The following is a 24,856-nucleotide window of genomic DNA, read 5'->3' on the forward strand; positions in this document are numbered from 1 at the left end:
ACCGTGACATCGCCTGCCTCGACGGACCTCGTTCCGCCCCAGCTCAGCGCGGGGCCGCGACCCGCGCAGGGACCGGCCGCCGACGAAGGGCTGGCGCGGCGGCTGCGCGCGCTCGCGTGCACCGCCCCGCTGCACGACCTGGACGCGCGCAAGGCGAACCTGGCCGGCGAGTACTCGGTGTACGCCATGGCGGAGGTCGCGCTCGCCGCGATCGACCTCGTCACGCTCAACATGGACTTCGACACGGGCGCGGACCACGAGCAGATCGTCGCCCGGCTGCTGCCGCGCGTCGCCGCGCAGGCCCCGCGGCGGCCCGCCGCCGAGCACGAACGGGTGGCCCGCTGGGTCCTGGAGAACCTGATCAACGTCGGCAGCGTCGACCGCGGCTTCCGCGCCGTCTACGGCACCTTCGGGCCGGACGGCGTGTACGTCCGGCGGGACTACGACTTCAAGCTCATCGAGGAGGTCCCCGGCTACGGCGGCGGGGTCTACCTCCGCACCACGGACGAGGCCGTCAACGTCCTCGTCGGCGCGCTGGACACGGACGTCACCAGCGCGCAGATCGCCGCCGAGGTCAAGCTCGAGGTCCTGATCAGCCGGGGCCGCCTCGCGGACGCACAGCTCGCCGCCGAGCAGGCGCGGTACCGCACGGTCCAGTACGCGGAGACCCTGCGCCGGACGCTGGAGGCGACCCGGCGGAACGTGCGCGCCGTGGACTGGCTCAACGCGGTGCCGGACATGATCGCGGAGGCGCTCGACCACGTGGCCGACCGGTACCGCCACGAGAACGCGATCCTCACGAACATCCGCAAGGTCCGGGACGAGGCGGAGACCACCTCCGACGCGAAGGCGGCCGAGCACAAGCGGCGCGCCGCCGAGCTCGTCGACATAGTGAAGGACTGCATCCGCCGCCACACCCAGCTGCAGTCCCGGCTGCTCGAGGCCGGGCCGCTGTTCCGCGCCGAGCAGGACCGGCAGGCGTTCGCGACACCGACGGCGTACGCGGGCATCGACCTGTACGGGCAGCTCGTCGCGCCGCTGCTGCCGCTGCCGGTCGAGCAGGCGACGCGCGTCACCGACGCGTTCTTCGCCCGCGGGACGGGGCTGCGCACCCCCGTGTCGGTACGGGTCGGTGACCTGGTCGAGCTGCTGCTGACCCCGCCGGTCGAGCGGGAACACCTGGGCGCGGAGATGCCCGAGCCGGACCTGATCGCCACGCCCGACGACAGCCGCTTCAGCGAGGAGCAGCTCGCGAGCGCGATGGAGCTGCTCGACCTGGAGCACGACGCCCCGCGCCGTCTCTCCGGCCTGCTCGCCGACGCCCGGCGCCGCGACCCCGACCTGCCGTACCTGGTCGCCCTCCTCGCCGTCCACGCGGCGAGCCCCCCGGTCGGCACCGCGTACCGCCAGGGCGAGGAACGCCTCCTCTTCGCCGTCGACGACGGCACCCGGCTCGACGACCCCGAATTCGGCGGCGCGGACCTCATCGTCGGCACCGCCCTCCTCGACGCCGCCGGCATGGCCGCGGACCGCACGGAGTCCGCATGACGACCACGGAACAGACCAGCGGACAGACGACGGAACACCGGGAACAGATCGATCCGGCCCCGCCGACGCTGCCGGCCGCGCGGACGCTGCCGGCCGCGCGGACGGGCGGCGAGGCGCCGGCTGCGCGGCTCGGCGGTGACGTCGCCGACGCGCAGGACGGCGACGCCGCGGCACCGCCGCACCCCCGCGACGACGACCCCGCAGGGGAGCCGTCCGCACCCGCGGTGCGGCGGGCGCGCATCGTCCGGGTGGACGTCGGGGCGCCTGCCGCGCCCGCACCTCGGCCGTACGTGCGGGGGGTGCGGCTCGTCGACGCCGCGCCCGTCGACCTGCCGCCGCCCGATCTGCCCGCCGTGCAGCCCGTCGAGCTGCCGCTCAAGACCCCACGTCCGTCCGTTTCCGCCGAGGAGTCCCAGCCGTGAGCGACCACCACGCCGAGCACGCCGCCGCGTGGAGCGAGCCCGAGACCGCGCCCGCCGCGCCCGCGCCGAGCGGCGGCGTCACGCCCGCCGACGCCGCCGACGCGGCGCGGCTCGTCTCCTTCGGCCTGCAGCCCAAGCTGCTGCCCGCCCGGGACGCCGAGTACGCCGAGCTGCTCCGCCGCTACCGCGAGGACCCCGCCTTCGCGCGCCTCGCCGACGCCGTCGCCACCGGCCTCGGCCTCGTCGTCCTGGAGGTCTCGCCACGCGCCGGCATGGCCGTCACCGCCGGCGAGGACTCCGTCTTCGCCGTCCGCATGGGCGACTACGCCCGCCGCGCCAACACCGACTCCGCCGACCGCTTCCTGCACGGCCTCGCCCATCTCGCCGTCGCCGCCATGGCGTTCCCCCGCCCCGAGGACCTCGCCGACGACGCGTACATCGGCCGCCTCACCGTCAACGGCGTCGACGCCTTCGTACGGCAGGCCTGCCGCCGCCTCGAGGAGCGCGCCGAGGAACAGGGGGAGATCACCGACCCCGCCTCCGACGCCCCCGGCCTGGAGGCCGCCTGGCGGATCTACGCCCGCCGCAGCGCGACCGGCGCGACCAAGGACGCCCGCCGCCTCGCCGGCTCCACCACCGGCATCGTCGGCAAGGCGGTCGCCTTCCTCACCGACTCCGGCTTCCTCCAGCGCACCGGCGACGACGCGGGCGGCGCGTACCGCACCACCGCCCGCTACCAGCTCCAGGTCCGCGACATGGCCGGCACCGCCGCCATGGCCGAGCTGCTCGAGCTCGGCGTCGTCCCCGTCACCGACGGCTCCGCCACGCTCCTGCCGCCGCCGGACGGCGACGACCTGGAGCTGGTCGCCGACGCCGGCCTGCCCTTCCACACGTAACCGCCCCGCGTCACCACCGCACCGAACCAGCCGACGAGAGTTCGCCATGTACGAGTTGTCCCGGGTCCGCCTCTACTCCATCGGTCCCGCCGGTGCGCGCTACGCCGACACCGTCCTGGACCTGCGCGGAGTCGGCGAGCCCGTGCCCAACCCCGCCCCCACCCAGGCGGAGTTCTTCGAGGAGGAGCCGGTCGGCCCGCCGCGCCGCCCCGCGCCCGCGGGCGTCCTCTTCCTGGAGAACGGCGGCGGCAAGTCCGTCCTGCTCAAGCTGATCTTCTCGGTCATGCTGCCGGGCCACCGCAACACCCTCGGCGGCGCGAGTTCCGGCGTGCTCCGCAAGTTCCTGCTCGCCGACGACTGCGGCCACGTCGCCCTGGAGTGGCAGCACACCCTCACCGGCGAGCTGATCGTCGTCGGCAAGGCCAGCGAATGGCGCGGCCGCCAGGTCTCCAACGACCCGCGGAAGTTCGCCGAGGCCTGGTACTCCTTCCGCCCCGGCCCCGGCCTCAGCCTCGACAACCTCCCCGTCGCCGAGTCCACCGCCGTCCGCCCGTCCGCCGAGGGCGCCTCCGGCGCGCAGGGCCGCCGCCGCACCATGAAGGGCTTCCGCGACGCGATCACGGAGGCGGGCAAGGCGTACCCGCACCTGGAGGTGTACTGGGAGGAGATCCACGACCGCTGGAACGAGCACCTCGGCGACCTCGGCCTCGACCCCGAACTCTTCCGCTACCAGCGGGAGATGAACGCGGACGAGGGCGAGGCGGCCGGCCTCTTCGCGGTCAAGAAGGACTCCGACTTCACCGACCTGCTGCTGCGCGCGGTCACCGACACCCGCGACACCGACGGCCTCGCCGACCTCGTCGGCGGCTTCGGCAACAAGCTCGGCCGCCGCGCCGAGCTCACCGCCGAACGCGACTTCACCGCCGGCTCCGTCGACCTCCTCGGCCGCATCGTCGAGGCCGCCGACACCCGGGGCCGCGCCCGAGACATCCACGCGGGCGCGGAGCGCCGCACCCGCACCCTCGCCCGCCGGCTCTCCGCCCGCGCCGCCGAGGAACGCGCCCGCGCCGCCGACCTCGCCCAGCAGGTCACGGCCGCCGCGCACGCCGTCTCCGAGGCCGAGGGGGCGCGCGGCAGCAGCTCGCTCATCGCGTCCGAACTCGCCTACCGGCACGCCTCGCTGGCGTTGACCGCCGCGGAGAAGAGCGCGGCGTCCCAGCGCCGTGAGCTGATCGACGCCCGGACGCTGCACTCCGCCTGGCAGGCCGCCGAGGCCGTGCTGCGGCACCGCGCCGCCGCCGACCGCTCGGCGCGCGTCGCCGCCGCGATCCAGGAGGCCGAGCGGGACGCCGCCCCGGCGCTCGCCGCCCGCGCCAAGGCCGCCGCCGATCTCGTACGGGCGCTGCACGCCGCCGCCGGGGAGGGCGAGCGGCACGCGGCCGAGGAGGAGGAGCGCTCCGCCGCGCTCCAGGAGGCCGGCGAGACCGCGCACCGCGACGCCACCACCGCCGCGACCGAGGCCCAGCGGGCCCGCAGCGAGGCGCAGCACCTGCGGCAGCGGCTCGCCGAGGTCGAGCAGGAGACGGCGGAGGCGGTACGGGCAGGCTGGCTCGACGACACCGCCCCGGACGCCGACCCGGCCCGCGCCGCGCTCGCGGCGAGCGACGCGGAGAAGACGACGGTCGCGGCCTGGGACGCGGCCCGCGAGGCCGCCCGGACGGCCGCCGACCGCGCCCGCGAGACCGCCGCCGCGGAGACCCGCGCCGAACTCGCCGCGGCTCGCGCGCAGGACGCCGCCTCCGCCGCCGAGTCCGCGTACGAGGCGGAACGCCGCGCCGCCGAGTCCATCGCCGCCGACGACCGCCTCGCCGAACTCCTCAGCCTCCCGTCGGCCGCGCCCGCCCTGCCGGGGCAGCGCGGGGGAGCGGCGGACGGCCCGGCCGACGAGGCCGTGCCCGCCCCCGCGGGCGAGGCCGGCTCCGGCGCGGGCGCACTCCCTTCCGGCGGTCCCGTCGGCGCCGTGCACGCCACCGTCGCCGAAGCCCCCGCCGACTCCCGCGCCGCCGCGCCCGCCACCGCTCCCCGCGACGTGGCCCGGCCCCTCGACGGCCCCCTCACCGTCGAGGAGTTCGACCGGTACGCGGACGAACTCCGCGCCCTGCTCGACCAGTCCATCGCCTCCGCCGAGCGCAGCCTCTTCGACCTGCGGACCGCGGCCGCCGACGACGCCCGGATCCTCGGTGCGCTCGGCGACGGCGGGCTGCTGCCGCCGGGACCGGATGTGCTGGCGGCCGTCGAGTTCCTCGGCGAGCACGGCATCCCCGCACTGCCCGGCTGGCGCTACCTCGCGCAGGCCGTCGACCCCGTCGACCACGCCCGCGTCCTCGCCGCCCGCCCCGAGCTGGTCGACGGCGTCGTGATCACCGACCCCGTCTCGTACGCCCGCGCCCGCGAGGTGCTGGCGGGCGCCGCGCTGCTGCCGCGCTCGACCGTGGCCGTCGGCACCGCCGCCGCGCTGCTCGCGCCGGTCCCCGCGGCCGGGGGCGCCGACTCCGACGTGTTCCTCGTGCCGCCGAACCCGGCCATGCACGACGAGCACGCCGCCGACGAGGAACGCCAGGCGCTGCGCGAGCGGGCCGCCCGCCGCGACGAAGAGATCCGCGCCCTGGCAGCCCGGCTCGCCGGCGACCGCGCGCTGGCCGCCCGGATCGGCTCCTGGCGCGCGGACTGCCCGCCCGGCATGCTCGCCGAGCTCCGGGCCGCCGCCGCGGCCGCGCGCACGGCCGCCGAGGCCGCGGTCGCCGCGCTGGCGGACGCCCGTACCGTACGGGCCGAGGCGGAGGAGGCCGCCACCGACGCGGGCCGCGTGCGCGACGAGCGGCAGGAGGCGGCCCAGCGGGCCCGCCGCGCCGCCGACGCCCTCGCGGGCCTGGCGTTCCGGCTGCGCGAGCGCTCCTCCTGGCAGGCCCGCGCCCGCGAACTCGCCGACGACGCCGCCGAGTCCGAGGCCCGCGCGCAGACCTGCCTGGAACGGGCCCGCGCCGCCGACGAGGACCGCCGCGCCGCCCAGCGCGCCGCCGACGACGCCCACCGCACCGCCCGCGCCCTGCGCGCCGAGCGCGCGGAGATCGCCGGCGCGCCCGAGACCATCCCGGAGGCCGACCCCGACGCCCCGCGGGTCGCGCTGCCGACCCTCCGCGAGGCGTACCGCGCGGCCTCGCAGCTGTACGAGAAGGTCGGCGTCGGCGCGGACCTGCGCGCCGAGCAGGCCCGGGCCGAGAGCGACGAGTCCGCCGCCCTCGCCGAGCTGGACCGGCTGACCAACAAGGTCCGCACCCGCGCCGAGCAGCTCCTGGAGTCCACCGACGGCGCCGACGGCCCGTCCCGCCAGGCCGCCGCCGCCCGCGCCGAGGCCCTGGTGCAGATGCTGGAGTCCCGGGCGTCCGAGGCCAGCGAGAAGCTGGGCCGGCTGCGCGGCGAGGCCGAGCGCCTGGCCCCCGAGGACGGCGCGGCGCACACCGAGCTGCCCGAGGACCGCGTGCCCGCCGACGCCGAGCAGGCGCAGACCCTGCTCCGCGGCGCGACCGCCGAACTCGCCGCCCGCACCGACGCCCTGGAGGCCGCGCGCACCGCGCACACCCACCTGCTCCACTCGCATCGGGCCGCCGAGGACGCGGCGGGCGGTTTCGACGAGACCGCCGCGCTCCTGCGCGACCTGCTGCGCGAGCACACCGACGACGACCAGGAGCAGCCGGAGCCGTACCCCGGCCATCTGGAGGAGGCCCGCCGGGCCGCCGCCGAGGCCCGACGCTCGCTGCGCGGCTGCGCCGCCGATCTGTCGGCCGCCGAGGCGTCCGTCCGCGAGGCGAGCGACATCCTCGTCCGGCACGCCAACTCCACCCGGTACGAGCAGGTCCGCACCCCGGCCCGCCAGCAGATCCGCGAACTGCCCGCCGCCGCGCTGCCCGAGCACGCCGCCAAGTGGGCGGAGGCCTTCGCCCCGCGGCTGCGCGTGCTCACCGACGAGCTGGCGCAGCTGGAGCGCAACCGCGACTCGATCGTCGACCGGCTCCGCGGCCTGGTGGAGTCGGCGCTCACCACGCTCCGGTCCGCGCAGCGGCTCTCCCGGCTGCCGGAGGGGCTCGGCGAGTGGTCGGGTCAGGAGTTCCTGCGCATAAGGTTCGAGGAGCCGGACCAGGCCACGCTCACCGACCGGCTCGGCGAGGTCGTCGACGAGGCCACCCGCGCCGCCGTCAGGAAGAACTCCGACCTGCGCAGGGACGGCATGTCCCTGCTGCTGCGCGGTGTCCAGGCGGCCCTCGAACCGCGCGGCGTAGCCGTCGAGATCCTCAAGCCGGACGCGGTGCTGCGCGCGGAGCGGGTGCCGGTCGGGCAGATGGGCGATGTCTTCTCCGGCGGCCAGCTGCTCACGGCCGCGATCGCGCTGTACTGCACGATGGCCGCGCTGCGCTCCAACGACCGGGGCCGCGACAAGCACCGGCACGCGGGCACGCTGTTCCTCGACAACCCCATCGGCCGCGCCAACGCCACGTATCTGCTGGAGCTCCAGCGGGCCGTGTCGGACGCGCTCGGCGTCCAGCTCCTGTACACCACGGGCCTGTTCGACACCACCGCGCTCGCGGAGTTCCCGCTGGTCATCCGGCTGCGGAACGACGCGGACCTGCGGGCGGGACTGAAGTACATCAGCGTGGAGGAGCATCTGCGCCCCGGTCTGCCGCAGCCGAGCGCGGAGGGCGAGGCGGTCCACGGCGAGATCACGGCGACCCGCATGTTCCGCCGCACCCCGGACCAGCCGCCGGCCCAGGCCGTGGAGCAGGAGCCGGCGGACGCCTAGCCGCCCCCCGTACGACGACGGCCCCGGCGCCCCTGACAGGGCGCCGGGGCCGTCCCCGTACCGTCTCGCGCGGTGTTACGCGGCTTCCGCCATCGGCGCTCCGACGCCGTCCGCCGCCGAAGGCTCACCGCCCCGCCGCTTCGCCGCCCGCCGCGCCCGGCGCCGCTCGCGCCGAAGCTGACGTGCCGTGCTGCTGGGCATGGACACCACCCCGTGGCGCTGGTTCCAGACCTGCCGGGTCACCCACACGTCCAGCACCGTCCACGTCGCGGCGACCGTGCTGGCGACCGAGGTGAGCACCAGCGGGAACGCCAGCCAGGACTCCGTCATCGTCAGAAGGAACGCGACCATCGCCTGTATCAGCGTGACGGCGGTGAGCATGACCGCGCGCACCGCGGCCCTGCGCACCGGATCGGGCATCCGCTGCACGCCCTTCTCGTCGTCCACCCACAGCTGCCGCGGCGCTTCCGCCTCGTGCTCCATCGTGCTTGTCACTCCCCACCACCGAACGACTTCTGGGTGGCTGCCCGTTCTGCGTCGGTCCACTCCGTTTCGCACGGACACAAGCCTCCCTGCACGGAAGACGAGTGAAAGGAGGGAAAGGTTTCCTCGAAATCCCCGGACGGCTCTACCGGAACGCACAGTTCCAGCCATCTGTCAGGGCACGGGAAATGACGGCACACCAGGTGGCCTGCGTCACAGTGGCCAATGCCAACTCCCTGAATACCAGGACATCTCATGATCAACGGTCACTCGGTAGGCTGAAAATCGCCCGGAAGCACCTACGAGTTGGCTGTGATGCAGTAGTAGGCTCGCGCCGCCGTTTGTTCAAACCGAAGGTTGACGCCGCGTGTTGACGCCGGGCGTCGTGACGACGAGGTGAGCACCCCCCGCGGCGCGAGGGGCGAGCTGGGGGAGGCCATGCGCTTTCGCGGGAAGTCCATCCGCCGGAAGATCGTGGCGTTGCTGCTCGTACCCCTTCTCTCCCTCACCGGACTCTGGGGCTTCGCCACGCTGCTGACCACCAGTGAGGCCGACCACCTGCTAGGTGTCGGCTACGTAGTCAAGAAGGTCGGCTACCCCGTCGAGGACATCGTCCGGGTGATCCAGCAGGAACGCCGGCAGTCCCTGCTGTATCTGGCCGATCCGCGCGCCTCCGACTCCCTCGGCGCCCTGCGCCGCCAGCGCGCGGCCACCGACGGCACGATCGCCGAACTCCGAGCCAACGCCGAGGACCCCGAGGTCCGAGACGAGCTGCAGCCCGGCTCCGCACAGCGCCTCGACCTGCTCCTCGACGCACTCGACGGGATCGACTCGCTGCGCCGGTCCGTCGAGCGGCGCAGCATCGACCGGATCCAGGCGCTCACCTTCTTCGACCGCTTCGTCGACCCCTGCTACACCTTCCTGATGACCCTGCACGGCCTGGAGAGCGTCGAACTGGACAAGGAGGGCCGCGCCCTCGTCGGCGTGGCACGGGCCCGCGAGATGCTCGCCCGCGAGGACGCCCTCGTCGTCTCCGCCCTCGTCGCCCGCCGGGTCAGCACCGCCGAGATCCGCGCGATCTCCGACCTCGTCGCGCACCGCAAGTTCTTCTACGAGGCCAACCTCGAGGTCCTGCCCGCCGACGAGCGCCGCCGCTTCGAGGAGTACTGGAGCAGCCCCGCCACCGGGCAGCTCCGCAACGCCGAGGACGCGCTCATCGCCGCCGGCCCCACCAAGAACCCGCGCGGCATCGACGCCGCCGCCTGGGAGGAGCTGAGCACCCGGGTCCTCGACGACCTCGCGCGGGAGAACACCGAGGCCGGCGACCGCTACCAGGACCGGGTACGCCCCGCCGTCCGCGACGTCCTGCTCGAAGCGGGCGTGGCCGGCGTCATCGGCTTCCTCGCCCTGCTCGTCTCGCTCGTCGTCTCCGTCCGCATCGGCCGCGCACTCGTCCGCGACCTGCGCACGCTCCGCAAGGAGGCGCACGAGGTCTCCGGCGTCCGGCTGCCCAGCGTGATGCGCCGCCTCGCCGCCGGCGAACAGGTCGACGTCGAGACCGAAGTGCCGCGCCTGGAGTACGACAAGGACGAGGTGGGCCAGGTCGGCCACGCGCTCAACACCCTCCAGCGCGCCGCCGTCGAGGCCGCCGTCAAGCAGTCCGAGATGCGCCGCGGCGTCGCCGAGGTCTTCGTCAACCTCGCCCGCCGCAACCAGGTCCTGCTGCACCGCCAGCTCACCCTGCTCGACACCATGGAGCGGCGCACCGAGGACTCCGAGGAGCTCGCCGACCTGTTCCGGCTCGACCACCTCACCACCCGCATGCGCCGGCACGCCGAGGGCCTGGTCATCCTCTCCGGCGCCGCCCCGTCCCGGCAGTGGCGCAAGCCCGTCCAGCTCATGGACGTCGTCCGCGCCGCCGTCGCCGAGGTCGAGGACTACGAGCGGATCGAGGTGCGCCGGCTGCCCCGGATCGGCGTCGGCGGCCCCGCCGTCGCCGACCTCACCCACCTCATCGCCGAACTCCTCGAGAACGCCACCGTGTTCTCGCCCCCGCACACCGCCGTGCAGGTCCTCGGCGAGCGCGTCGCAAACGGCTTCACGCTGGAGATCCACGACCGGGGCCTCGGCATGAACCCCGACGCACTGCTCGACGCCAACCTCCGGCTCGCCGAGACCCCCGAGTTCGAGCTCTCCGACACCGACCGTCTCGGCCTGTTCGTGGTCAGCCGCCTCGCCCAGCGCCAGAACGTGCGGGTCTCGCTGCAGACCTCCCCGTACGGCGGCACCACCGCGGTCGTGTTCATCCCGGCCGCGCTGCTCACCGACGCTCCCGAGACCGAGGGCTCCGGCTTCCGCCTCGACCGCAAGAGCCCCGCGGAGGCCCCGGCGCGCCCGGCCCTGACCAAGGTGCCCTCCCACGGCACCGCGCCCGCCCGCCGCGGCGCGCCCGGGGTCCTCGACGGCCCCGTCGAACTGGAGGCCCCGCTCTCCGAGATCGACGCCCTCCTGGAGTCCGCCGGCGACCTGGAGGACACCGAGAGCGAGCGCGGCGGCATCTTCCGGGCCCGCGAGCTGCGCCGCCGCGGCTCCGACGAGCAGCACCAGCAGGCGTACGACCAGGGCGCCGCCGGCCGGGACCAGGGCCGGGACGACAGCCCCGTACCGCTGCCCCGCCGCCGCCCGCCCACGCTGGTCAGCGACAACGGCCGGCGCGTCGACGAACCGGGCCGCGCCCACCCGGCCCCCGGCCGCGACGCGGACCGGCCGGACGGCCGGGAGCGCGACGGCGACACCGGCCCCGGGCCGAACGGCGCCACCGGCCGCGACCGCCCGACGCTGCCCACGCTGCTGCCGGGCCGCAAGCCCGACCCGGCGCCGGCCCCCGGACCCGCGGTCCCGGCCGCGCCCACGCTCGTCCCCGTACCGCCGGAGGGCCCCGCGCCGTTCGGCGGACTGCCCCGCCGCGTCCGCCAGGCCAGCCTCGCCCCGCAGCTGCGGGACGCCTCGGCCGGCGCCGGCGCCGGCGCAGGCGCGGGCGCGGGCGCGGAGGCCCGTACGGCCGGCCCGGCCGAGGCGGACGTCGAGCGCGACGCCGAGGAAGTGCGCCGCCGCATGTCCTCGATGCAGCGTGGCTGGCAGCGCGGACGGCGGCAGAACACCCAGAGCGAGACGGCCCCGGGCCGGCCAGCCCCGGGCGAGACAGCACCAGGAACCACACCCGAGGGGGACGGTCAATGACCGCACCGAACGCCGCAGTGCCCAACGCCCACGGAAACGGGGAGCTCAACTGGCTCCTCGACGAGCTGGTCCAGCGCGTCGGGTCGATCCGGAAGGCCCTGGTGCTCTCCGGCGACGGCCTCGCCACCGGCGCCTCGAAGGACCTGACCCGCGAGGACGGCGAGCACCTCGCCGCCGTCGCCTCCGGCTTCCACAGCCTCGCCAAGGGCGTCGGCCGGCACTTCGAGGCCGGCCAGGTCCGCCAGACCGTCGTCGAACTCGACGACGCCTTCCTCTTCGTCACCGCCGCAGGCGACGGCAGCTGCCTCGCCGTGCTCGCGGACGCCGACTCCGACGTCGGCCAGGTCGCCTACGAGATGACGCTGATGGTGAAGCGGGTCGGCGCCCACCTCGCCACGGCGCCCCGGTCCGGGCTGCACGCCGGAGGGTGATGGATGGCATGAGAGACGCAGGCCGCCGGGGGCGGACGCCGCAGGACCCGCACCACTGGTACGACGACGACGCCGGACCCGTGGTCCGGCCGTACGCGATGACCCGCGGCCGGACCACGGCGGCCACCCGGCACCGGCTCGACCTGATCGCGGTGGTGGTCCCCGAGCCCGCCGCCGACGACCCCGGGCGCGACCAGACGCTCGCGCCGGAGCACGTCGAGATCGTCGAGCGCTGCAGCGAACTCCCGCAGTCCATCGCCGAGCTCGCCGCCGGACTCGACCTCCCCGTCGGGGTGGTCCGGGTCCTGGTCGGCGACCTCGTCGACGAGCAACTCGTCCACGTGACCCGCCCCGTTCCGCCGGCCGAACTGCCGGACGTGAGCATCCTTCGCGAGGTGATCAATGGCCTTCGGGCGCTCTAGCCGCAAGCCGGCCCCGGTCGAGCCGGTGACCCTGAAGATCCTGGTCGCCGGCGGCTTCGGCGTCGGCAAGACCACGCTCGTGGGGGCGGTCAGCGAGATCAAGCCGCTGCGCACCGAGGAGACCCTCAGCGAGGCCGGCCGGCCCGTCGACGACCTGGAGGGCGTGGAGACCAAGTCCACGACCACCGTCGCCATGGACTTCGGCCGGATCACGCTGCGGGACGACCTCGTCCTGTACCTGTTCGGCACGCCCGGCCAGGACCGCTTCTGGTTCCTGTGGGACGAGCTCGCGCAGGGCGCGCTCGGCGCGGTCGTCCTCGCGGACACCCGCCGCCTCGAGGAGAGCTTCGCGGCGATCGACTACTTCGAGCGGCGCGGCATCCCCTTCACGGTGGCCGTCAACTGCTTCGAGGGCGCGGCGCGTCACCCTGCGGACGCGGTGCGCGGGGCGCTGGACCTCGACCCGGAGGTGGAGCTCGTGATGTGCGACGCCCGCGACCGGGAGTCCGTCAAGGACGTGCTGGTGACCGTCGTCCAGCACGCCCTCGTCCTCGCGGACCGGGAGCGGGAGCCGGTCGGGACCTGAGGACGCCGCGGCCGGAGCCGTACGCGGAGCACGGCCGCACCCCCACCGACAGGGGTACGGCCGTGTGCGCGGGAGCGGTCGGGAGCGCCGAGCCGGGCCCGGCCGGCCTCGCTGCACGGCCCCTCACCGCACGGCCCCTCACCGCACCGCCACCACCGCCGACCCGTGCCCGAACAGCCCCTGGTTCGCGGTCATCCCCACCCGCGCCCCCGCCACCTGCCGGTCGCCCGCCGTGCCCCGCAGCTGCCAGGTCAACTCGCAGACCTGGGCGATCGCCTGCGCCGGCACCGCCTCGCCGAACGAGGCGAGCCCGCCGCTGGTGTTGACCGGAATCCGCCCGCCGAGCGCCGTCGCCCCCTCCCGCACGAGCTTCGCCCCCTCCCCGGGCGCGCACAGCCCGAGGTCCTCGTACCACTCCAGCTCCAGCGCCGTGGACAGGTCGTACACCTCGGCCAGCGACAGGTCCCCGGGCCCGATGCCCGCCTCCTCGTACGCGGCCCGCGCGATCGACGCGCGGAAGGAGTGCGCGGCGGGGGAGACGGCGACGGCCGAGTCCGTGGCGATGTCGGGCAGGTCGAGGACGGTCTTCGGGTACGTCGGCGTGACCGTGGACACCGCCCGGATGCGGACCGGGTCGGGCCGGCCGTGCCGCCGGGCGAACTCCATGCTGGACAGGACCAGCGCCGCGCCGCCGTCCGAGGTCGCGCAGATGTCGAGCAGTCGCAGCGGGTCGGCGACGACCGCGGAGGCCGCCACCTCCTCGGCGGTCACCGGCTTGCGGTAGCGGGCCCGGGGGTTGAGCGCGCCGGCGGCCGCGTTCTTCACCTTGACCAGCGCGAAGTCCTCGGCGGTGTCGCCGTGCAGGGCCATCCGGCGGCGGGCGTAGAGCGCGAAGTACGCGGGGTTCGTCGCGCCCAGGATCCGGAACCGCAGCCAGTCCGGGTCGTCCGGCCGGTCCCCGCCCGCCGGGGCGAAGAAGCCCTTGGGCGCGGCGTCGGCGCCCACTACGAGGACCACGTCCGCGAGCCCGGCGAGGATCTGCGCCCGCGCCGTGCCGATCGCCTGCGCGCCCGACGCGCAGGCCGCGTACACGCTGGTGACCCGTGCTCCCTGCCAGCCGAGGGCCTGGGCGAACGTGGCGCCCGCGACGTACCCCGGATACCCGCCGCGCACGGTGTCGGCGCCGACGATCGCGCCCACGTCCCGCCACTCCAGGCCCGCGTCGGCGAGCGCCTCGCGGGCGGCGGCCCGCCCGTACGAGACGAAGCTGCGGCCCCACTTGCCCCACGGGTGCATGCCCGCGCCGAGCACGGCGACGTCGGCGGTCATCGTGCGTCCTCCCCTTCGGCGGCGACGGGCCGCCAGTGCCAGGTGGTCCAGACGTGCACGTCGTCCTCGTTCAGCACCCCGGGCACGACCTCCACCTCGGACCCGATGGGCAGATCGGCCACTCTCACGCCCGGCGCGGCCTGGCCGAGCACGACCATGGCCTCGGCGGCCAGTTCGACGGCGACCAGCGTGTACGGCTCCCACGGCGCGTCCGGGTCGGAGACGTACGGCGCGGGCGGCCGGTAGCGCCCGTCGGTGCAGGACCACACGCGGCCGCGCCGGGACAGCGGTGCCTCGACGAGCGCGCCGTCGCCCGGGCAGCCGGGGTTGCGGCAGGCGTCGTCCTCGCGGGGGAAGAAGACCGAGGCGCAGGCCGTGCAGCGGGTGCCGAGGAGCCGGAACTCCGCCTCGCCGTCCCCGGTGAACCAGCCGGCCACCACCGGTCTGCGTGTCGGTGCCATGACGCCCCCGTTCCTCGCGATCTGACGAAGCGTCAGGAGTTTGCCACGAATCCGGAAACCTGAGAACCGCGGAGACGACATCGGCGTCGTATCTGTCGTACAACGGCGACGGCCGTCCGGGACCCACGGGGGTGGTCCCGGACGGCCGTCGCTCACGTCCGCCCTCAGTGCCCGGCCACGGACCGCCGCGTCACGGGGAAGTCGAAGAACGTGCCCGGGAACGGCTCCGGCTTGAACGTGAAGTGCCACCACTCCTCGGGCAGGTTGACGAAGCCCTGCGCGGCCAGCGTGGACTTCAGCAACTGGCGGTTGGCCCGCTGCGCGCCCTGGATCCGCGGGTCGTCGGTGTGCGAGAGCGTGTCGAAGCAGTCGTACCCGGTGCCCATGTCGAGGGAGTTGTCCGGAAACCGCTCGTCCTGCGGGGCGTAGCAGGGCGCGAGCGGCTCGCCGGGCACATACGGGCGGGTGGGCGCCGCCGGCAGCCGTACGACGGTCAGGTCGACGGTCGAGCCGCGGCTGTGCCCCGACTTCTCGGCGATGTACCCGTCCGCGAACAGCCTCGACTTGTCGACATGCGGATAGAACTCGGGCTTCATCCGCTCGTCGGCCAGATCCTTCGCCCAGCGCACGAAGTGATCGACGGCCCGCTGCGGCCGGTAACAGTCGTACACCTTCAGCGAGTAGCCCTGCGCCCGCAGCACCGCCTGCGCACGGCGCAGCGCCTCGGCCGCGGGGCGGGTCAGGATGCAGAGTGGCTGCCGGTACCCGTCGACGGGCTCGCCGACGAAGTTGTGCGGGGTGGTGTAGCGCATCTCCTGGATGATCGTCCGGTCGACCGAGCCCAACGCCACGAACTCCTGCGGCGCCTTGGGCTCGGACTCCGCCTGCGCCGCGGGCGCGGCGGCGGTGACGGCGAGCAGACCGGCGGCGGCGAACACGCCGAGGGCACGGAAAGCGGAAGCAAGTCCTGTCATGTGCACCGTCTATCAGCTCACCCCCGCACGGCAAAAGACCATCGGCTACGTTCGACCCGTGACCCCGAACTCCCACTGCTCGTACTGCGGTACGGCGTACCCCGCCGACGCGGCCTGGCCCCGCACCTGCAACACCTGCGGCGGGACGGCCTACCGCAACCCGCTCCCGGTCGCCGTCGCCCTGCTCCCCGCGACCCACGCCGGCGGCACCGGCCTCGTCGTCATCACCCGCACCATCGAACCCGCCCGCGGCCGCGTCGCCCTGCCGGGCGGCTTCATCGACCACGGGGAGGACTGGCGCGAGGCGATCGTCCGCGAACTGCGCGAGGAGACCGGCATCGAGGCCCCCGCCGCCGACGTCCGCCTGGCCGACGCCCTGAGCTCCCCCACCGACCACCTCCTCCTCTTCGGCCTCCTCCCGCCCCGCGAGGCCACGACACTCCCACCCTCAACCCCCACGAACGAGACCACAGGCTGGCACCTCCTCACTGAGCCCACGGACCTCGGCTTCCCCCTCCACACAACGGCGGCGGCCCGCTGGTTCGCGGGGGAGTACGGGTGACCCCTCCGAGCGAGCGCGGAGGAGCCGGACGGGACCGGGGAACGTCCCCCGCGGCACCACGACGGACCTTTCTGGGGACCGCCGACAGCAGGCAGCAGGCTCCGGCCTCAGCCGCCCCGAACCCGCACCCGAAGGTCCCGAACCACCTCCACCCCCACATCGGTCACCCGCTCCACCACCACCCGGCCCTCCACCAAACGGGTGGAGTAGCGCTCGACCTCCGCCGGCTCCCACCCGTCCCCCCGGTCCCGTACGACGAGCCCTCCGCCCGTGCGGCCGGCCGCCGGGGCCCACGCCTCCAGCTCCAGCGCGCCGTCCTCGCCCCGGACCGGCAGCACCGCGCCCGCCCGCGCCAGGACCGGGATCCGGGACTGCGGCGCGTCCAGCAGGACCTGACCCGGCCCCTCGTACACCCGCTCCGTCGCCGTGTCGTACCAGCGCCCCCGCGGCAGCCGGACCGCCCGCCGGTCCGCGCCGCGCGTCAGCACCGGCGCCACCAGCAGCGCGTCGCCCAGCAGGAACGCGTCCTCGCAGTCCCGCAGCGCCCGGTCCTCCGGCACGCCCCACCACACCGGCCGGACGTACGGCGCTCCGGTCAGCCGGGCGAGCTGCGCCAGGGTCACGAAGTACGGCCGCAGCCGCTCCCGCTCCACCAGCGCGGCCCGCGCGTGCTCCAGGACCTCCGGTCCGAACTCCCACGGCTCCCGCCGCCCCGCGTCGATCGCCGCATGCGTACGGAACAGCGGCAGCCACGCGCCCAGCTGGAACCAGCGCAGGTACAGCTCCGGCGACGGCGACCCGTCGAACCCGCCCACGTCCGGCCCCGAGTACGGCACCCCGCACAGCCCGAGGCCCAGCACCAGCGACAGCGAGGCCCGCAGCCCCGGCCACCCCGTCGACACGTCGCCGGACCAGGTCCCCCCGTACCGCTGCATCCCCGCCCACCCCGAGCGGGTGAAGAGGAACGGCCGCTCGTCGGGCCGGAGCCGGCGCAGGCCCTCGTAGCCGGCGCGGGCCATGGCCAGCCCGTACACGTTGTGCGCCTCGCGGTGGTCCCCGCCCCGCCCCTCCAGCGCATGCCGTGCCGAGCGCGGCAGGGTCATGTCACCGAACGGTGCGAAGGAGACCGGCTCGTTCATGTCGTGCCAGAAACCGGAGAACCCCTGCCCGAGCCGCTCCTCGTACAGCCCGCCCCACCATTCCCGCGCCCCGGGATCCGTGAAGTCCGGGTACGCGCACTCGCCCGGCCACACCACCCCGCGGACCTCCTGCCCCCGCGGATCCCGGACGAAAGCCCCCGCCCCGACCCCGGAGTCGTACACCGGATTCCCCGGCTCCGCCTTCACCGCCGGGTCCACGATCGACACCAGCCGCACGCCCTGCTCCCGCAGCTCCGCCGCGAGCCCCGGCAGATCCGGGAACCGCTCCCGGTCCACGGTGAACACCCGATGCTCGTCGTAGTGGTCGATGTCCAGGTGCACCGCCGACAGCGGCAGCCCCCGCTCCCGGTACCCGGCCACGACCCGCCGCACCTCCCGCGCACTGCCGAAGCCCCACCGTGCGTGCTGCGGTCCGAGCGCCCAGGCCGGCGGCAGCGCGGGCGCGCCGGTCAGCGCCGCCCAGCCGTGCAGGACACGCGCGGGCGTGCCCACGACCACCCAGCAGCGCAGCGGCCCGCCCGCCATCCGGACCTCGCTCGTGCCCGGCCGGTCGTGACCGGAACCGGCCCCCTCCTCGCCCTCGGCGAGGGTCACCCGCCCCTCCCACGTGTTGTCGTGGAACGCCAGATGCGTGCCCGCGTCGGAGACCACGAACTGCACCGGCATCGTGAGGTACAGCGGATCGTCCCCGGTGGAGAAGCCCCCCTTGGGGTCCGTGTTCCACAGCGCGTACGTGCCGTTCCGCAGCCGAGGCCCCGACGCCCGCCCGCCCAGACCGAAGAACCGCGCGTCCGCCGGCACCTCGCTCCGCTGCACCCAGCGCGCCGGACCGCCCGCCACCGGCTGCCACCAGCGCGGCGGCAGATCCCGGCGCAGTAAAACGCCCCCCGGAGTACGGATCTCCACCGCCCCGTGCCGGGACACCGCCACGGTCACGCGCTCCGACACCACCCGCCAGCCGCCGTCCGTGTCCGGTTCGAGGCGGGCCCGTGCGTCCGGCTCGGGCGGCTCGCCGGCCAGCGCGTACGAGGGCAGCGGCTCGGCCCCGTCCCAGCCCCAGAAGACGGTGCCGCCCACCGACACGCTGATCCGCAGCTCGGACCGGGCGAACCGCACGATCCCCCCGCCCGGCAGCGGCTCCGCCTCCCCGACCGGCCCCGGCACCCGGGCCCGCTCCGCGCCCCGGGCCGGCAGCCCCCACGCGTCCGTGCGGCGCTGCCGCAGCGCCGCACGCAACCCTTGCAACCCCCGTACCGCGCCCAACACCCGTACCGAGCGCACCGACCGCACCACGGACTGCCCCAGTCCACGTCCACCGTTCATGATGTTCACCCTGCCATCCGGCAGGGCGGGGAAGAGGTCCGTTCAACTGCCGTTCACCCGTGGTGAGAGCACACATTCAGACGCTGGACCATGGGTGGCGAGCCCTGGTGCGAGAGACGATCACATGGCATCGTCCCTGTCAGCCGTGTCACGCGCACACCCCAGCCCGTGCGCGGACCACGCACACCGCGCGTAGCAGCCAGGGAGCCCTACCCATGACGTCATCGCAGTCTCCGACGCCCGAGACGCCTTCGATGCCTTCGACGCCTTCCACACCCTTGCCGTCCTCGCCGTCCTCGCCGGCCGAGCCGCTGTGGCAGCCGGACCGGGACCGCATCGACTCGGCCGCGGTCACCCGCTTCCAGGCCTGGGCCGCCGAACGCTTCGGGGCCCCCGCCGACGGCGGCTACCCGGCGCTGCACGCGTGGTCCGTCGCCGAGCTGGAGACGTTCTGGCAGGCCGTGACCGAGTGGTTCGACGTCCGCTTCGCCACCCCGTACGAGCGCGTCCTCGGCGACCGGTCGATGCCGGGCGCCCAGTGGTTCCCCGGCGCCACGCTCAACTACGCCGAGCACGCCCTGCGCACCGCCGGCGAACGCCCCCACGACACGGCACTCCTCCATGTGGACGAGACACATGAGCCCGTGCCCGTGACCTGGGCCGAGCTCCGCCGCCAGGTCGGTTCGCTCGCCGCCGAGCTCCGCGCCCTCGGCGTCCGCCCCGGCGACCGCGTCAGCGCCTACGTGCCGAACATCCCGCAGGCCGCCGTCGCCCTGCTCGCCACCGCCGCCGTCGGCGCGGTGTGGACCTCCTGCGCCCCGGACTTCGGCGCCCGCAGCGTCCTCGACCGGTTCCAGCAGGTCGAACCGGTCGTCCTGTTCACCGTGGACGGCTACCGCTACGGCGGCAAGGAGCACGACCGCCGCGACACCGTCGCCGAACTCCGCGCCGAGCTGCCCACCCTGCGCGCGGTCGTCCACATCCCGCTCCTCGGCACGGAGGCGCCGGAGGGCGCGCTGGAGTGGGCGGACCTGGTGGCGGCCGACACGGAGCCGGAGTTCGAGCAGGTCCCGTTCGACCACCCGCTCTGGATCCTGTACTCCTCCGGCACGACCGGCCTGCCCAAGGCGATCGTCCAGTCCCAGGGCGGCATCCTGCTCGAGCACTACAAGCAGCTGGGCCTGCACTGCGATCTGGGACCGGAGGACGTGTTCTTCTGGTACACCTCCACCGGCTGGATGATGTGGAACTTCCTCGTCTCCGGCCTCCTCACCGGCACGACGGTCGTCCTCTACGACGGCAGCCCCGGCCACCCCGACATCGCCGCGCAGTGGCGGATCGCCGAACGCACCGGCGCGACGCTGTACGGCACCTCCGCCGCGTACGTGATGGCCTGCGCCAAGGCCGACGTGCACCCCGGCCGCGACCTCGACCTGTCGCGCGTGAAGTGCGTGGCGACCACCGGCTCCCCGCTGCCGCCGGACGGCTTCCGCTGGCTGCACGACGAGGTCCGCGAGGACCTGTGGATCGCCTCCGTCAGCGGCGGTACCGACGTCTGCTCCTGCTTCGCCGGCGCGGTGCCCACGCTCCCCGTCCACATCGGCGAACTCCAGGCCGCCTGCCTGGGCACCGACCTGCAGTCCTGGGACCCGGCCGGCAAGCCGCTGACCGGCGAGGTCGGCGAGCTGGTCGTCACCAACCCGATGCCGTCCATGCCGATCCACTTCTGGAACGACCCCGACGGCAGCCGCTACCGGGACAGCTACTTCGACATGTACCCGGGCGTCTGGCGGCACGGCGACTGGATCACGATCACCGACCACGGCTCGGTCGTCATCCACGGCCGCTCCGACTCCACCCTGAACCGCCAGGGCGTCCGGATGGGCAGCGCCGACATCTACGAGGCGGTCGAACGCCTCCCGGAGATCCGCGAGTCCCTGGTCATCGGCCTGGAGGAGCCGGACGGCGGCTACTGGATGCCGCTCTTCGTCCACCTCGCGGACGGCGCGACGCTGGACGAGCCGCTGATCGCCCGCATCAAGCAGACCCTGCGCACCGAACTCTCCCCGCGCCACGTCCCCGACGACATCATCCAGGTCGAGGCGGTCCCGCACACCCTGACGGGCAAGCGTCTGGAGGTCCCGGTCAAGCGCCTCCTGCAGGGCACCCCGCTGGAGAAGGCCGTCAACCCGGGCTCCGTCGACAACCCGTCCCTGCTCACCTTCTACACGCAGCTCAAGCGCGAAGAGAGCTGAGCACACCCGCTCCCCGATGGTCACTGTCAGTGCTCACGATTACTGTGAGTGAGCACTGATCGGTACGTCGCAAGGGGGAGCCATGAACAACAAGACCAACAAGACCAACCGGAACAACAAAAGCAGGGCGGCGGCCGGGACCCGCCGGCCGCCCTCGCACCGCCCGCCTCTCCGCCGCGCCCTGCGCCGCGAAGTCACCCGCACCCTCGGCGTCCTCGTCGACGCCGAGGACTTCGTGACCATGGCCGGCCGCTACCCGAGCTTCCCCTTCGACGACCACGTCACCTACCTCCACGAGGTGGAGCGCCTGCTCAAGGCCCTCGCCTCCCAGGGCGGCCACACCACCGTCGCCCTCTTCGACCCCGCGGACTACGCGGACTACTGCGCCGACACCGGCGCCGACCCCGACCTTCCGGCCTCCCGCAGCCGCTACACCGCCGAGCTCACCGCCACCGGCGCCCACGTGGCGTACACCGGCCAACCGCTGAGCGAATTGCTCCCGACGCTCGTCGACACTGCGGTCCGGTACGCCACCCACCAGTACGCCACCCTGCTCCTCGCCGACGCCGGAGCCTGCGCCGAATGCGGCCAGGACATCGGACGCGCCTCCCACACCCGGGCCGTCCTCCTGCTGCGCCGGCTCCTCGACGCCGCAGGCCCCGGAGTGCACCACCTCGTCTGCAGCGTCCCCGCCCACGACGAGACGCTCCTCGCCGTCCTCCACGTGGCGACGGGCCCCGCACAGCCGCCGCCGCTCGAACCCACCGGCCCCTGCGCCGAGTTCCTCATGGTGCTCGCCGCCGGCATCGCCCTCGACGGCCCCGGCGGACTCGTCCTGCGCACCTCCCGCCCCGGCGCCCCCGACCGCCTGCACGGCTGGCGACTCGACCGCGGCAACCTGATCCCGCTCACCGAGGCCGAGGTCTTCAACGCCTACTGCACCGACGCCGACACCGGCGAACCCCTCGCCCCCGAACCCCACGTCGACTACCGCGCGGGCTTCGACATCACCCCCGACACCCCCTGGCCCGACCACCACTGAACGCACTGAACGCGCAGACGAACGAGGGGCTCCCCGCCATCAGGCGGGAAGCCCCTCGACACCGGACCGTCGTACGCCGACGGCGGCCCTACGGCTCACTCGCCGGACAGCACCGCCTGCGCCGCGCGCCGTGCCTCGTCGGCGGAGTCCGCGGCACGCGCCGCGGCCGCCGCACGCTCGCACTGCGCCAGCGTGTACTTCGCCAGCGTCGCCCGCACATACGGGATCGACGCCGCACCCATCGACAAGGAGGTGACACCCAGACCCGTCAGCACACACGCCAGCAGCGGATCCGCCGCGGCCTCACCGCAGACGCCGCAGCTCTTGCCCTCGGCCTTCGCCGCCTCCGCGGACAGCGCCACGAGGTCCAGCAGCGCCGGCTGCCAAGGGTCCTGCAGCCGCGACACCGCACCGACCTGCCGGTCGGCGGCGAAGGTGTACTGCGCGAGGTCGTTCGTGCCCAGAGACAGGAACTCGACCTCCTGCAGGATCGAACGCGCCCGCAGCGCGGCCGACGGGATCTCCACCATCGCCCCGAACTTCGCCTGCAGCCCGGCCTCCCGGCAGGCGTCCGCGAACGCCTTCGCGTCCTGGCGGTCCGCCACCATCGGCGCCATGACCTCCAGGTACACCGGCAGCCCCTCGGCCGCCTTTGCCAGCGCCGACAGCTGCGTCCGCAGCACCTCCGGGTGGTCGAGCAGCGTCCGCAGACCCCGCACGCCGAGCGCCGGGTTCGGCTCGTCCGCCGGCGTCAGGAAGTCCAGCGGCTTGTCCGCGCCCGCGTCGAGCACCCGCACGACCACCCGGCCCTCGGGAAACGCCTCCAGGACCTGCCGGTACGCCTCGTACTGCTTCTCCTCGGACGGCGCCTTCCGGCTGTCGTCCAGGAACAGGAACTCGGTACGGAACAGGCCCACGCCCTCCGCACCCGCCTCGACCGCCGCCGGCACGTCCGCCGGGCCGCCGACATTCGCGAGCAGCGGCACCTTGTGCCCGTCCGACGTCGCACCCGGACCGCTCGACGCGGCCAGCGCGGCCTTGCGCTCGGCCGCCGCCCGCTCCAGCTCGGCGCGCTTCTCGGCACTCGGCTCGACGAAGATGTCGCCCGTGCTGCCGTCCACCGCGATCACCGTGCCCTCGGCCAGCTCGCCCGCGCCCGGCAGCGCGACCACGGCCGGCACGCCCAGCGCCCGCGCGAGGATCGCGCTGTGGCTGGTCGGCCCGCCCTCCTCGGTCACGAACCCGAGCACCAGCGTCGGGTCGAGCAGCGCCGTGTCGGCCGGAGCGAGGTCCCGCGCGATCAGCACATACGGCTCGTCGCTGTCCGGCACCCCCGGCATCGGCACGCCCAGCAGCCGCGCAACGATCCGGTTCCGCACGTCGTCCAGGTCGGCCACCCGGCCCGCCATGTACTCGCCCGCACCCGCGAGCAGCTCGCGGTAGTGCGAGAAGGCGTCGTAGATACCGCGCTCCGCCGTGCTGCCCACGGCGATCCGGCGGTCGACGTCCGCCATGAGCTCGGGGTCCTGGGCGATCATCGCCTGGGCCTCCAGCACATGCTGCGCCTCCCCTCCGGCCAGATTGCCGCGCGCGATCAGATCGGCGGCCACGGCGTCCACGGCCTGGCGGGCGCGCCCCTGCTCGCGCGGTGCCTCGTCCGCGGCGATCTGCTTGGCCGGCGGCTCGAGCACCGCCGTACCCATGTGCCGGACCTCGCCGATCGCCACCCCATGGCTGACGCCGACGCCTCGCAGCGTTGTCTCCATCTCACCCGTCTCCGATAGAGCGGCGGCACCCGGCCGCCGCGATGAATGTCGTACGCGCGTGCTTCGCGAGCCCGGCGTCAGTTCCAGCCGAAGAGCTGGTCGCCGGACTTCACGTCGCCGTCCTCGACGACGCCGGAGAGGGAGTCGGCCGTGGCCTCCAGGGCCACCACGGGGCTGATGGGGGACTTGCCCGCGGCCTCCACGTCGGCCGGGTTCCACCGGATCAGCGCCTGTCCGCGCGTCACGGTGTCCCCCTTGTGCACGAGGAGCTCGAAGCCCTCCCCGTTCAGCTGGACGGTGTCGATCCCGAGGTGGGTGAGCACCCCGTGGCCCTCGGGGTCGACGACGACGAACGCGTGCGGGTGGAGAGAGACGACGACCCCGTCCACGGGAGCCACTGCCTCGGCGGGCTCACGGACGGGGTCGATGGCGGTGCCGGGACCGACCATCGCGCCGGAGAAGACGGGGTCGGGCACTGCGGCGAGACCGATGGCGCGTCCAGCGAGTGGCGACGTCACGGTTGTCATGGGAAGCCTCCCAGGGCGGAGATGGTGTGGCGCCGTCGCTACCTGTCCTGGACGGCGAACTGAGCAGAAGCGTATGTCATGAGAAGTCCCGGTTCCCCACGAGCTGTACCGGTTGGTACCGGTTCATGGACCTACGGAACGCCCGAAACGATTTGCCTCCACTGGCGGTGGGATGTACTGTCGTACTCCTGCCTGACCCCAACGCGCCTTTGAGTCGTGGGTCGGCAGCACCTGCCAAGCCAGATCCTAACCCCAGTGGTCTACACCTCTGCGTGCCCTCGTGCCCGCAGCGGGGTGGTCAGCGGGACCGAGAAAGCCTGGTAGTGTTTGACCTCGCCGAAAGGGAAAGCGCCGAAAAGCGAATTCCCGGAAGGCAAGCCCGCTCCAGCGGGTGGCAGAAACGGAAAACGGATCTGCTAAGCTGGAAACACGAAAGACCGAAGGGAAAAGCCCGGAGGAAAGCCCGAGAGGGTGAGTACGAAGGAAGCGTCCGTTCCTTGAGAACTCAACAGCGTGCCAAAAATCAACGCCAGATTAGTTGATACCCCGTCCATCTTCGGATGGCGAGGTTCCT

18 protein-coding genes are annotated in these 24,856 nt (G+C 74.3%); 11 read left to right on the forward strand and 7 right to left on the reverse strand.

The annotated features are described in order from the left end of the window. Positions 1-3 precede the first annotated feature (3 nt). Genes ACGFMM_RS30515 through ACGFMM_RS30530 form a run of 4 tightly spaced genes read left to right on the forward strand, consistent with a single transcriptional unit; the run spans position 4 to position 7,721 of the window. A complete protein-coding gene (locus ACGFMM_RS30515) occupies positions 4-1,548 on the forward strand; it encodes a hypothetical protein (RefSeq protein WP_393649703.1) in 1,545 nt (514 codons plus the stop codon). Continuing rightward, positions 1,545-1,970, forward strand: coding sequence for a hypothetical protein (locus ACGFMM_RS30520; RefSeq protein WP_393649704.1), 426 nt, complete (start codon positions 1,545-1,547; stop codon positions 1,968-1,970). Before ACGFMM_RS30515 ends, ACGFMM_RS30520 begins: the two co-directional genes overlap by 4 nt. Next, positions 1,967-2,866, forward strand: a complete 900-nt coding sequence (locus tag ACGFMM_RS30525) for a hypothetical protein (RefSeq protein WP_393649705.1) — start codon at positions 1,967-1,969, stop codon at positions 2,864-2,866. Before ACGFMM_RS30520 ends, ACGFMM_RS30525 begins: the two co-directional genes overlap by 4 nt. Before the next feature lie 46 nt (positions 2,867-2,912). Next, a complete protein-coding gene (locus ACGFMM_RS30530) occupies positions 2,913-7,721 on the forward strand; it encodes a hypothetical protein (RefSeq protein ID WP_393649706.1) in 4,809 nt (1,602 codons plus the stop codon). A 75-nt stretch (positions 7,722-7,796) separates the two neighbouring features. Here the strand turns inward: ACGFMM_RS30530 and ACGFMM_RS30535 are convergent, their stop codons facing one another. After that, a complete protein-coding gene (locus ACGFMM_RS30535) occupies positions 7,797-8,204 on the reverse strand; it encodes a hypothetical protein (RefSeq protein ID WP_393649707.1) in 408 nt (135 codons plus the stop codon). 438 nt (positions 8,205-8,642) lie between these two features. Here ACGFMM_RS30535 and ACGFMM_RS30540 point away from each other — a divergent pair, with 438 nt between their 5' ends. From ACGFMM_RS30540 to ACGFMM_RS30555, 4 genes are read left to right on the forward strand one after another with little or no spacing between them, the layout of a single operon-like run. Continuing rightward, positions 8,643-11,444 (forward strand): nitrate- and nitrite sensing domain-containing protein, encoded by a 2,802-nt coding sequence (locus ACGFMM_RS30540; protein WP_393649708.1) that lies wholly within the window; start codon positions 8,643-8,645, stop codon positions 11,442-11,444. Then, positions 11,441-11,875 (forward strand): roadblock/LC7 domain-containing protein, encoded by a 435-nt coding sequence (locus ACGFMM_RS30545; RefSeq protein WP_393649709.1) that lies wholly within the window; start codon positions 11,441-11,443, stop codon positions 11,873-11,875. Before ACGFMM_RS30540 ends, ACGFMM_RS30545 begins: the two co-directional genes overlap by 4 nt. Further along, complete coding sequence (locus tag ACGFMM_RS30550) at positions 11,875-12,297, forward strand: DUF742 domain-containing protein (protein ID WP_393649710.1); 423 nt, start codon at positions 11,875-11,877, stop codon at positions 12,295-12,297. Before ACGFMM_RS30545 ends, ACGFMM_RS30550 begins: the two co-directional genes overlap by 1 nt. Continuing rightward, positions 12,278-12,883 (forward strand): ATP/GTP-binding protein, encoded by a 606-nt coding sequence (locus ACGFMM_RS30555; protein WP_393649711.1) that lies wholly within the window; start codon positions 12,278-12,280, stop codon positions 12,881-12,883. Before ACGFMM_RS30550 ends, ACGFMM_RS30555 begins: the two co-directional genes overlap by 20 nt. A gap of 138 nt (positions 12,884-13,021) precedes the next feature. Here the strand turns inward: ACGFMM_RS30555 and ACGFMM_RS30560 are convergent, their stop codons facing one another. The 3 genes from ACGFMM_RS30560 to ACGFMM_RS30570 form a co-directional block, all read right to left on the reverse strand. After that, entirely contained in the window at positions 13,022-14,212 is a 1,191-nt protein-coding gene (locus ACGFMM_RS30560) for a lipid-transfer protein (protein WP_393649712.1), read from the reverse strand. Further along, on the reverse strand, positions 14,209-14,673 hold the full coding sequence (locus tag ACGFMM_RS30565; protein ID WP_393649713.1) for a Zn-ribbon domain-containing OB-fold protein: 465 nt from the start codon (positions 14,671-14,673) through the stop codon (positions 14,209-14,211). The genes ACGFMM_RS30560 and ACGFMM_RS30565 overlap by 4 nt, the downstream gene beginning before the upstream one ends. Before the next feature lie 164 nt (positions 14,674-14,837). Beyond that, positions 14,838-15,647: a M15 family metallopeptidase gene (locus ACGFMM_RS30570; RefSeq protein WP_393649714.1), complete on the reverse strand. Its 810-nt coding sequence runs from the start codon at positions 15,645-15,647 to the stop codon at positions 14,838-14,840. A 58-nt stretch (positions 15,648-15,705) separates the two neighbouring features. Here ACGFMM_RS30570 and ACGFMM_RS30575 point away from each other — a divergent pair, with 58 nt between their 5' ends. After that, the gene (locus ACGFMM_RS30575; protein WP_393649715.1) at positions 15,706-16,209 is read left to right on the forward strand and encodes an NUDIX domain-containing protein; all 504 of its coding nucleotides are present in this window, start codon (positions 15,706-15,708) and stop codon (positions 16,207-16,209) included. A 107-nt stretch (positions 16,210-16,316) separates the two neighbouring features. Here ACGFMM_RS30575 and ACGFMM_RS30580 read toward each other — a convergent pair whose 3' ends face one another. Beyond that, the gene (locus ACGFMM_RS30580; protein ID WP_393649716.1) at positions 16,317-18,692 is read right to left on the reverse strand and encodes a TIM-barrel domain-containing protein; all 2,376 of its coding nucleotides are present in this window, start codon (positions 18,690-18,692) and stop codon (positions 16,317-16,319) included. Positions 18,693-18,946: 254 nt separating this feature from the next. On the opposite strand from ACGFMM_RS30580, the gene ACGFMM_RS30585 reads away from it, so the two are divergent. Both ACGFMM_RS30585 and ACGFMM_RS30590 read left to right on the forward strand, forming a co-directional pair. Continuing rightward, on the forward strand, positions 18,947-20,947 hold the full coding sequence (locus ACGFMM_RS30585; protein ID WP_393649717.1) for an acetoacetate--CoA ligase: 2,001 nt from the start codon (positions 18,947-18,949) through the stop codon (positions 20,945-20,947). A gap of 82 nt (positions 20,948-21,029) precedes the next feature. Beyond that, positions 21,030-21,989: a hypothetical protein gene (locus ACGFMM_RS30590; protein ID WP_393649718.1), complete on the forward strand. Its 960-nt coding sequence runs from the start codon at positions 21,030-21,032 to the stop codon at positions 21,987-21,989. Positions 21,990-22,084: 95 nt separating this feature from the next. Here ACGFMM_RS30590 and ptsP read toward each other — a convergent pair whose 3' ends face one another. Together ptsP and ACGFMM_RS30600 are read right to left on the reverse strand one after the other, a co-directional pair. After that, positions 22,085-23,755, reverse strand: coding sequence for a phosphoenolpyruvate--protein phosphotransferase (ptsP, locus tag ACGFMM_RS30595; protein WP_393649719.1), 1,671 nt, complete (start codon positions 23,753-23,755; stop codon positions 22,085-22,087). 77 nt (positions 23,756-23,832) lie between these two features. Beyond that, positions 23,833-24,282, reverse strand: a complete 450-nt coding sequence (locus ACGFMM_RS30600) for a PTS glucose transporter subunit IIA (protein WP_393649720.1) — start codon at positions 24,280-24,282, stop codon at positions 23,833-23,835. Between the last annotated feature and the right edge of the window lie 574 nt (positions 24,283-24,856).

Origin of the sequence: Streptomyces sp. NPDC048604 (genome assembly GCF_043199435.1) — a bacterium.
GTDB lineage: Bacteria > Actinomycetota > Actinomycetes > Streptomycetales > Streptomycetaceae > Streptomyces.

Excerpts from the sequence above, each read along its gene's own strand:
- ACGFMM_RS30580 (WP_393649716.1), bottom strand. The coding sequence starts at position 18,692 with ATGAACGGTGGACGTGGACTGGGGCAGTCCGTGGTGCGGTCGGTGCGC.
- ACGFMM_RS30565 (WP_393649713.1), bottom strand. The coding sequence starts at position 14,673 with ATGGCACCGACACGCAGACCGGTGGTGGCCGGCTGGTTCACCGGGGAC.
- ACGFMM_RS30560 (WP_393649712.1), bottom strand. The coding sequence starts at position 14,212 with ATGACCGCCGACGTCGCCGTGCTCGGCGCGGGCATGCACCCGTGGGGC.
- ACGFMM_RS30570 (WP_393649714.1), bottom strand. The coding sequence starts at position 15,647 with ATGACAGGACTTGCTTCCGCTTTCCGTGCCCTCGGCGTGTTCGCCGCC.
- ACGFMM_RS30600 (WP_393649720.1), bottom strand. The coding sequence starts at position 24,282 with ATGACAACCGTGACGTCGCCACTCGCTGGACGCGCCATCGGTCTCGCC.
- ACGFMM_RS30535 (WP_393649707.1), bottom strand. The coding sequence starts at position 8,204 with ATGGAGCACGAGGCGGAAGCGCCGCGGCAGCTGTGGGTGGACGACGAG.
- ACGFMM_RS30555 (WP_393649711.1), top strand. The coding sequence starts at position 12,278 with ATGGCCTTCGGGCGCTCTAGCCGCAAGCCGGCCCCGGTCGAGCCGGTG.
- ACGFMM_RS30550 (WP_393649710.1), top strand. The coding sequence starts at position 11,875 with ATGGATGGCATGAGAGACGCAGGCCGCCGGGGGCGGACGCCGCAGGAC.
- ACGFMM_RS30520 (WP_393649704.1), top strand. The coding sequence starts at position 1,545 with ATGACGACCACGGAACAGACCAGCGGACAGACGACGGAACACCGGGAA.
- ACGFMM_RS30585 (WP_393649717.1), top strand. The coding sequence starts at position 18,947 with ATGCCTTCGACGCCTTCCACACCCTTGCCGTCCTCGCCGTCCTCGCCG.
- ptsP (WP_393649719.1), bottom strand. The coding sequence starts at position 23,755 with ATGGAGACAACGCTGCGAGGCGTCGGCGTCAGCCATGGGGTGGCGATC.
- ACGFMM_RS30540 (WP_393649708.1), top strand. The coding sequence starts at position 8,643 with ATGCGCTTTCGCGGGAAGTCCATCCGCCGGAAGATCGTGGCGTTGCTG.
- ACGFMM_RS30530 (WP_393649706.1), top strand. The coding sequence starts at position 2,913 with ATGTACGAGTTGTCCCGGGTCCGCCTCTACTCCATCGGTCCCGCCGGT.
- ACGFMM_RS30545 (WP_393649709.1), top strand. The coding sequence starts at position 11,441 with ATGACCGCACCGAACGCCGCAGTGCCCAACGCCCACGGAAACGGGGAG.
- ACGFMM_RS30590 (WP_393649718.1), top strand. The coding sequence starts at position 21,030 with ATGAACAACAAGACCAACAAGACCAACCGGAACAACAAAAGCAGGGCG.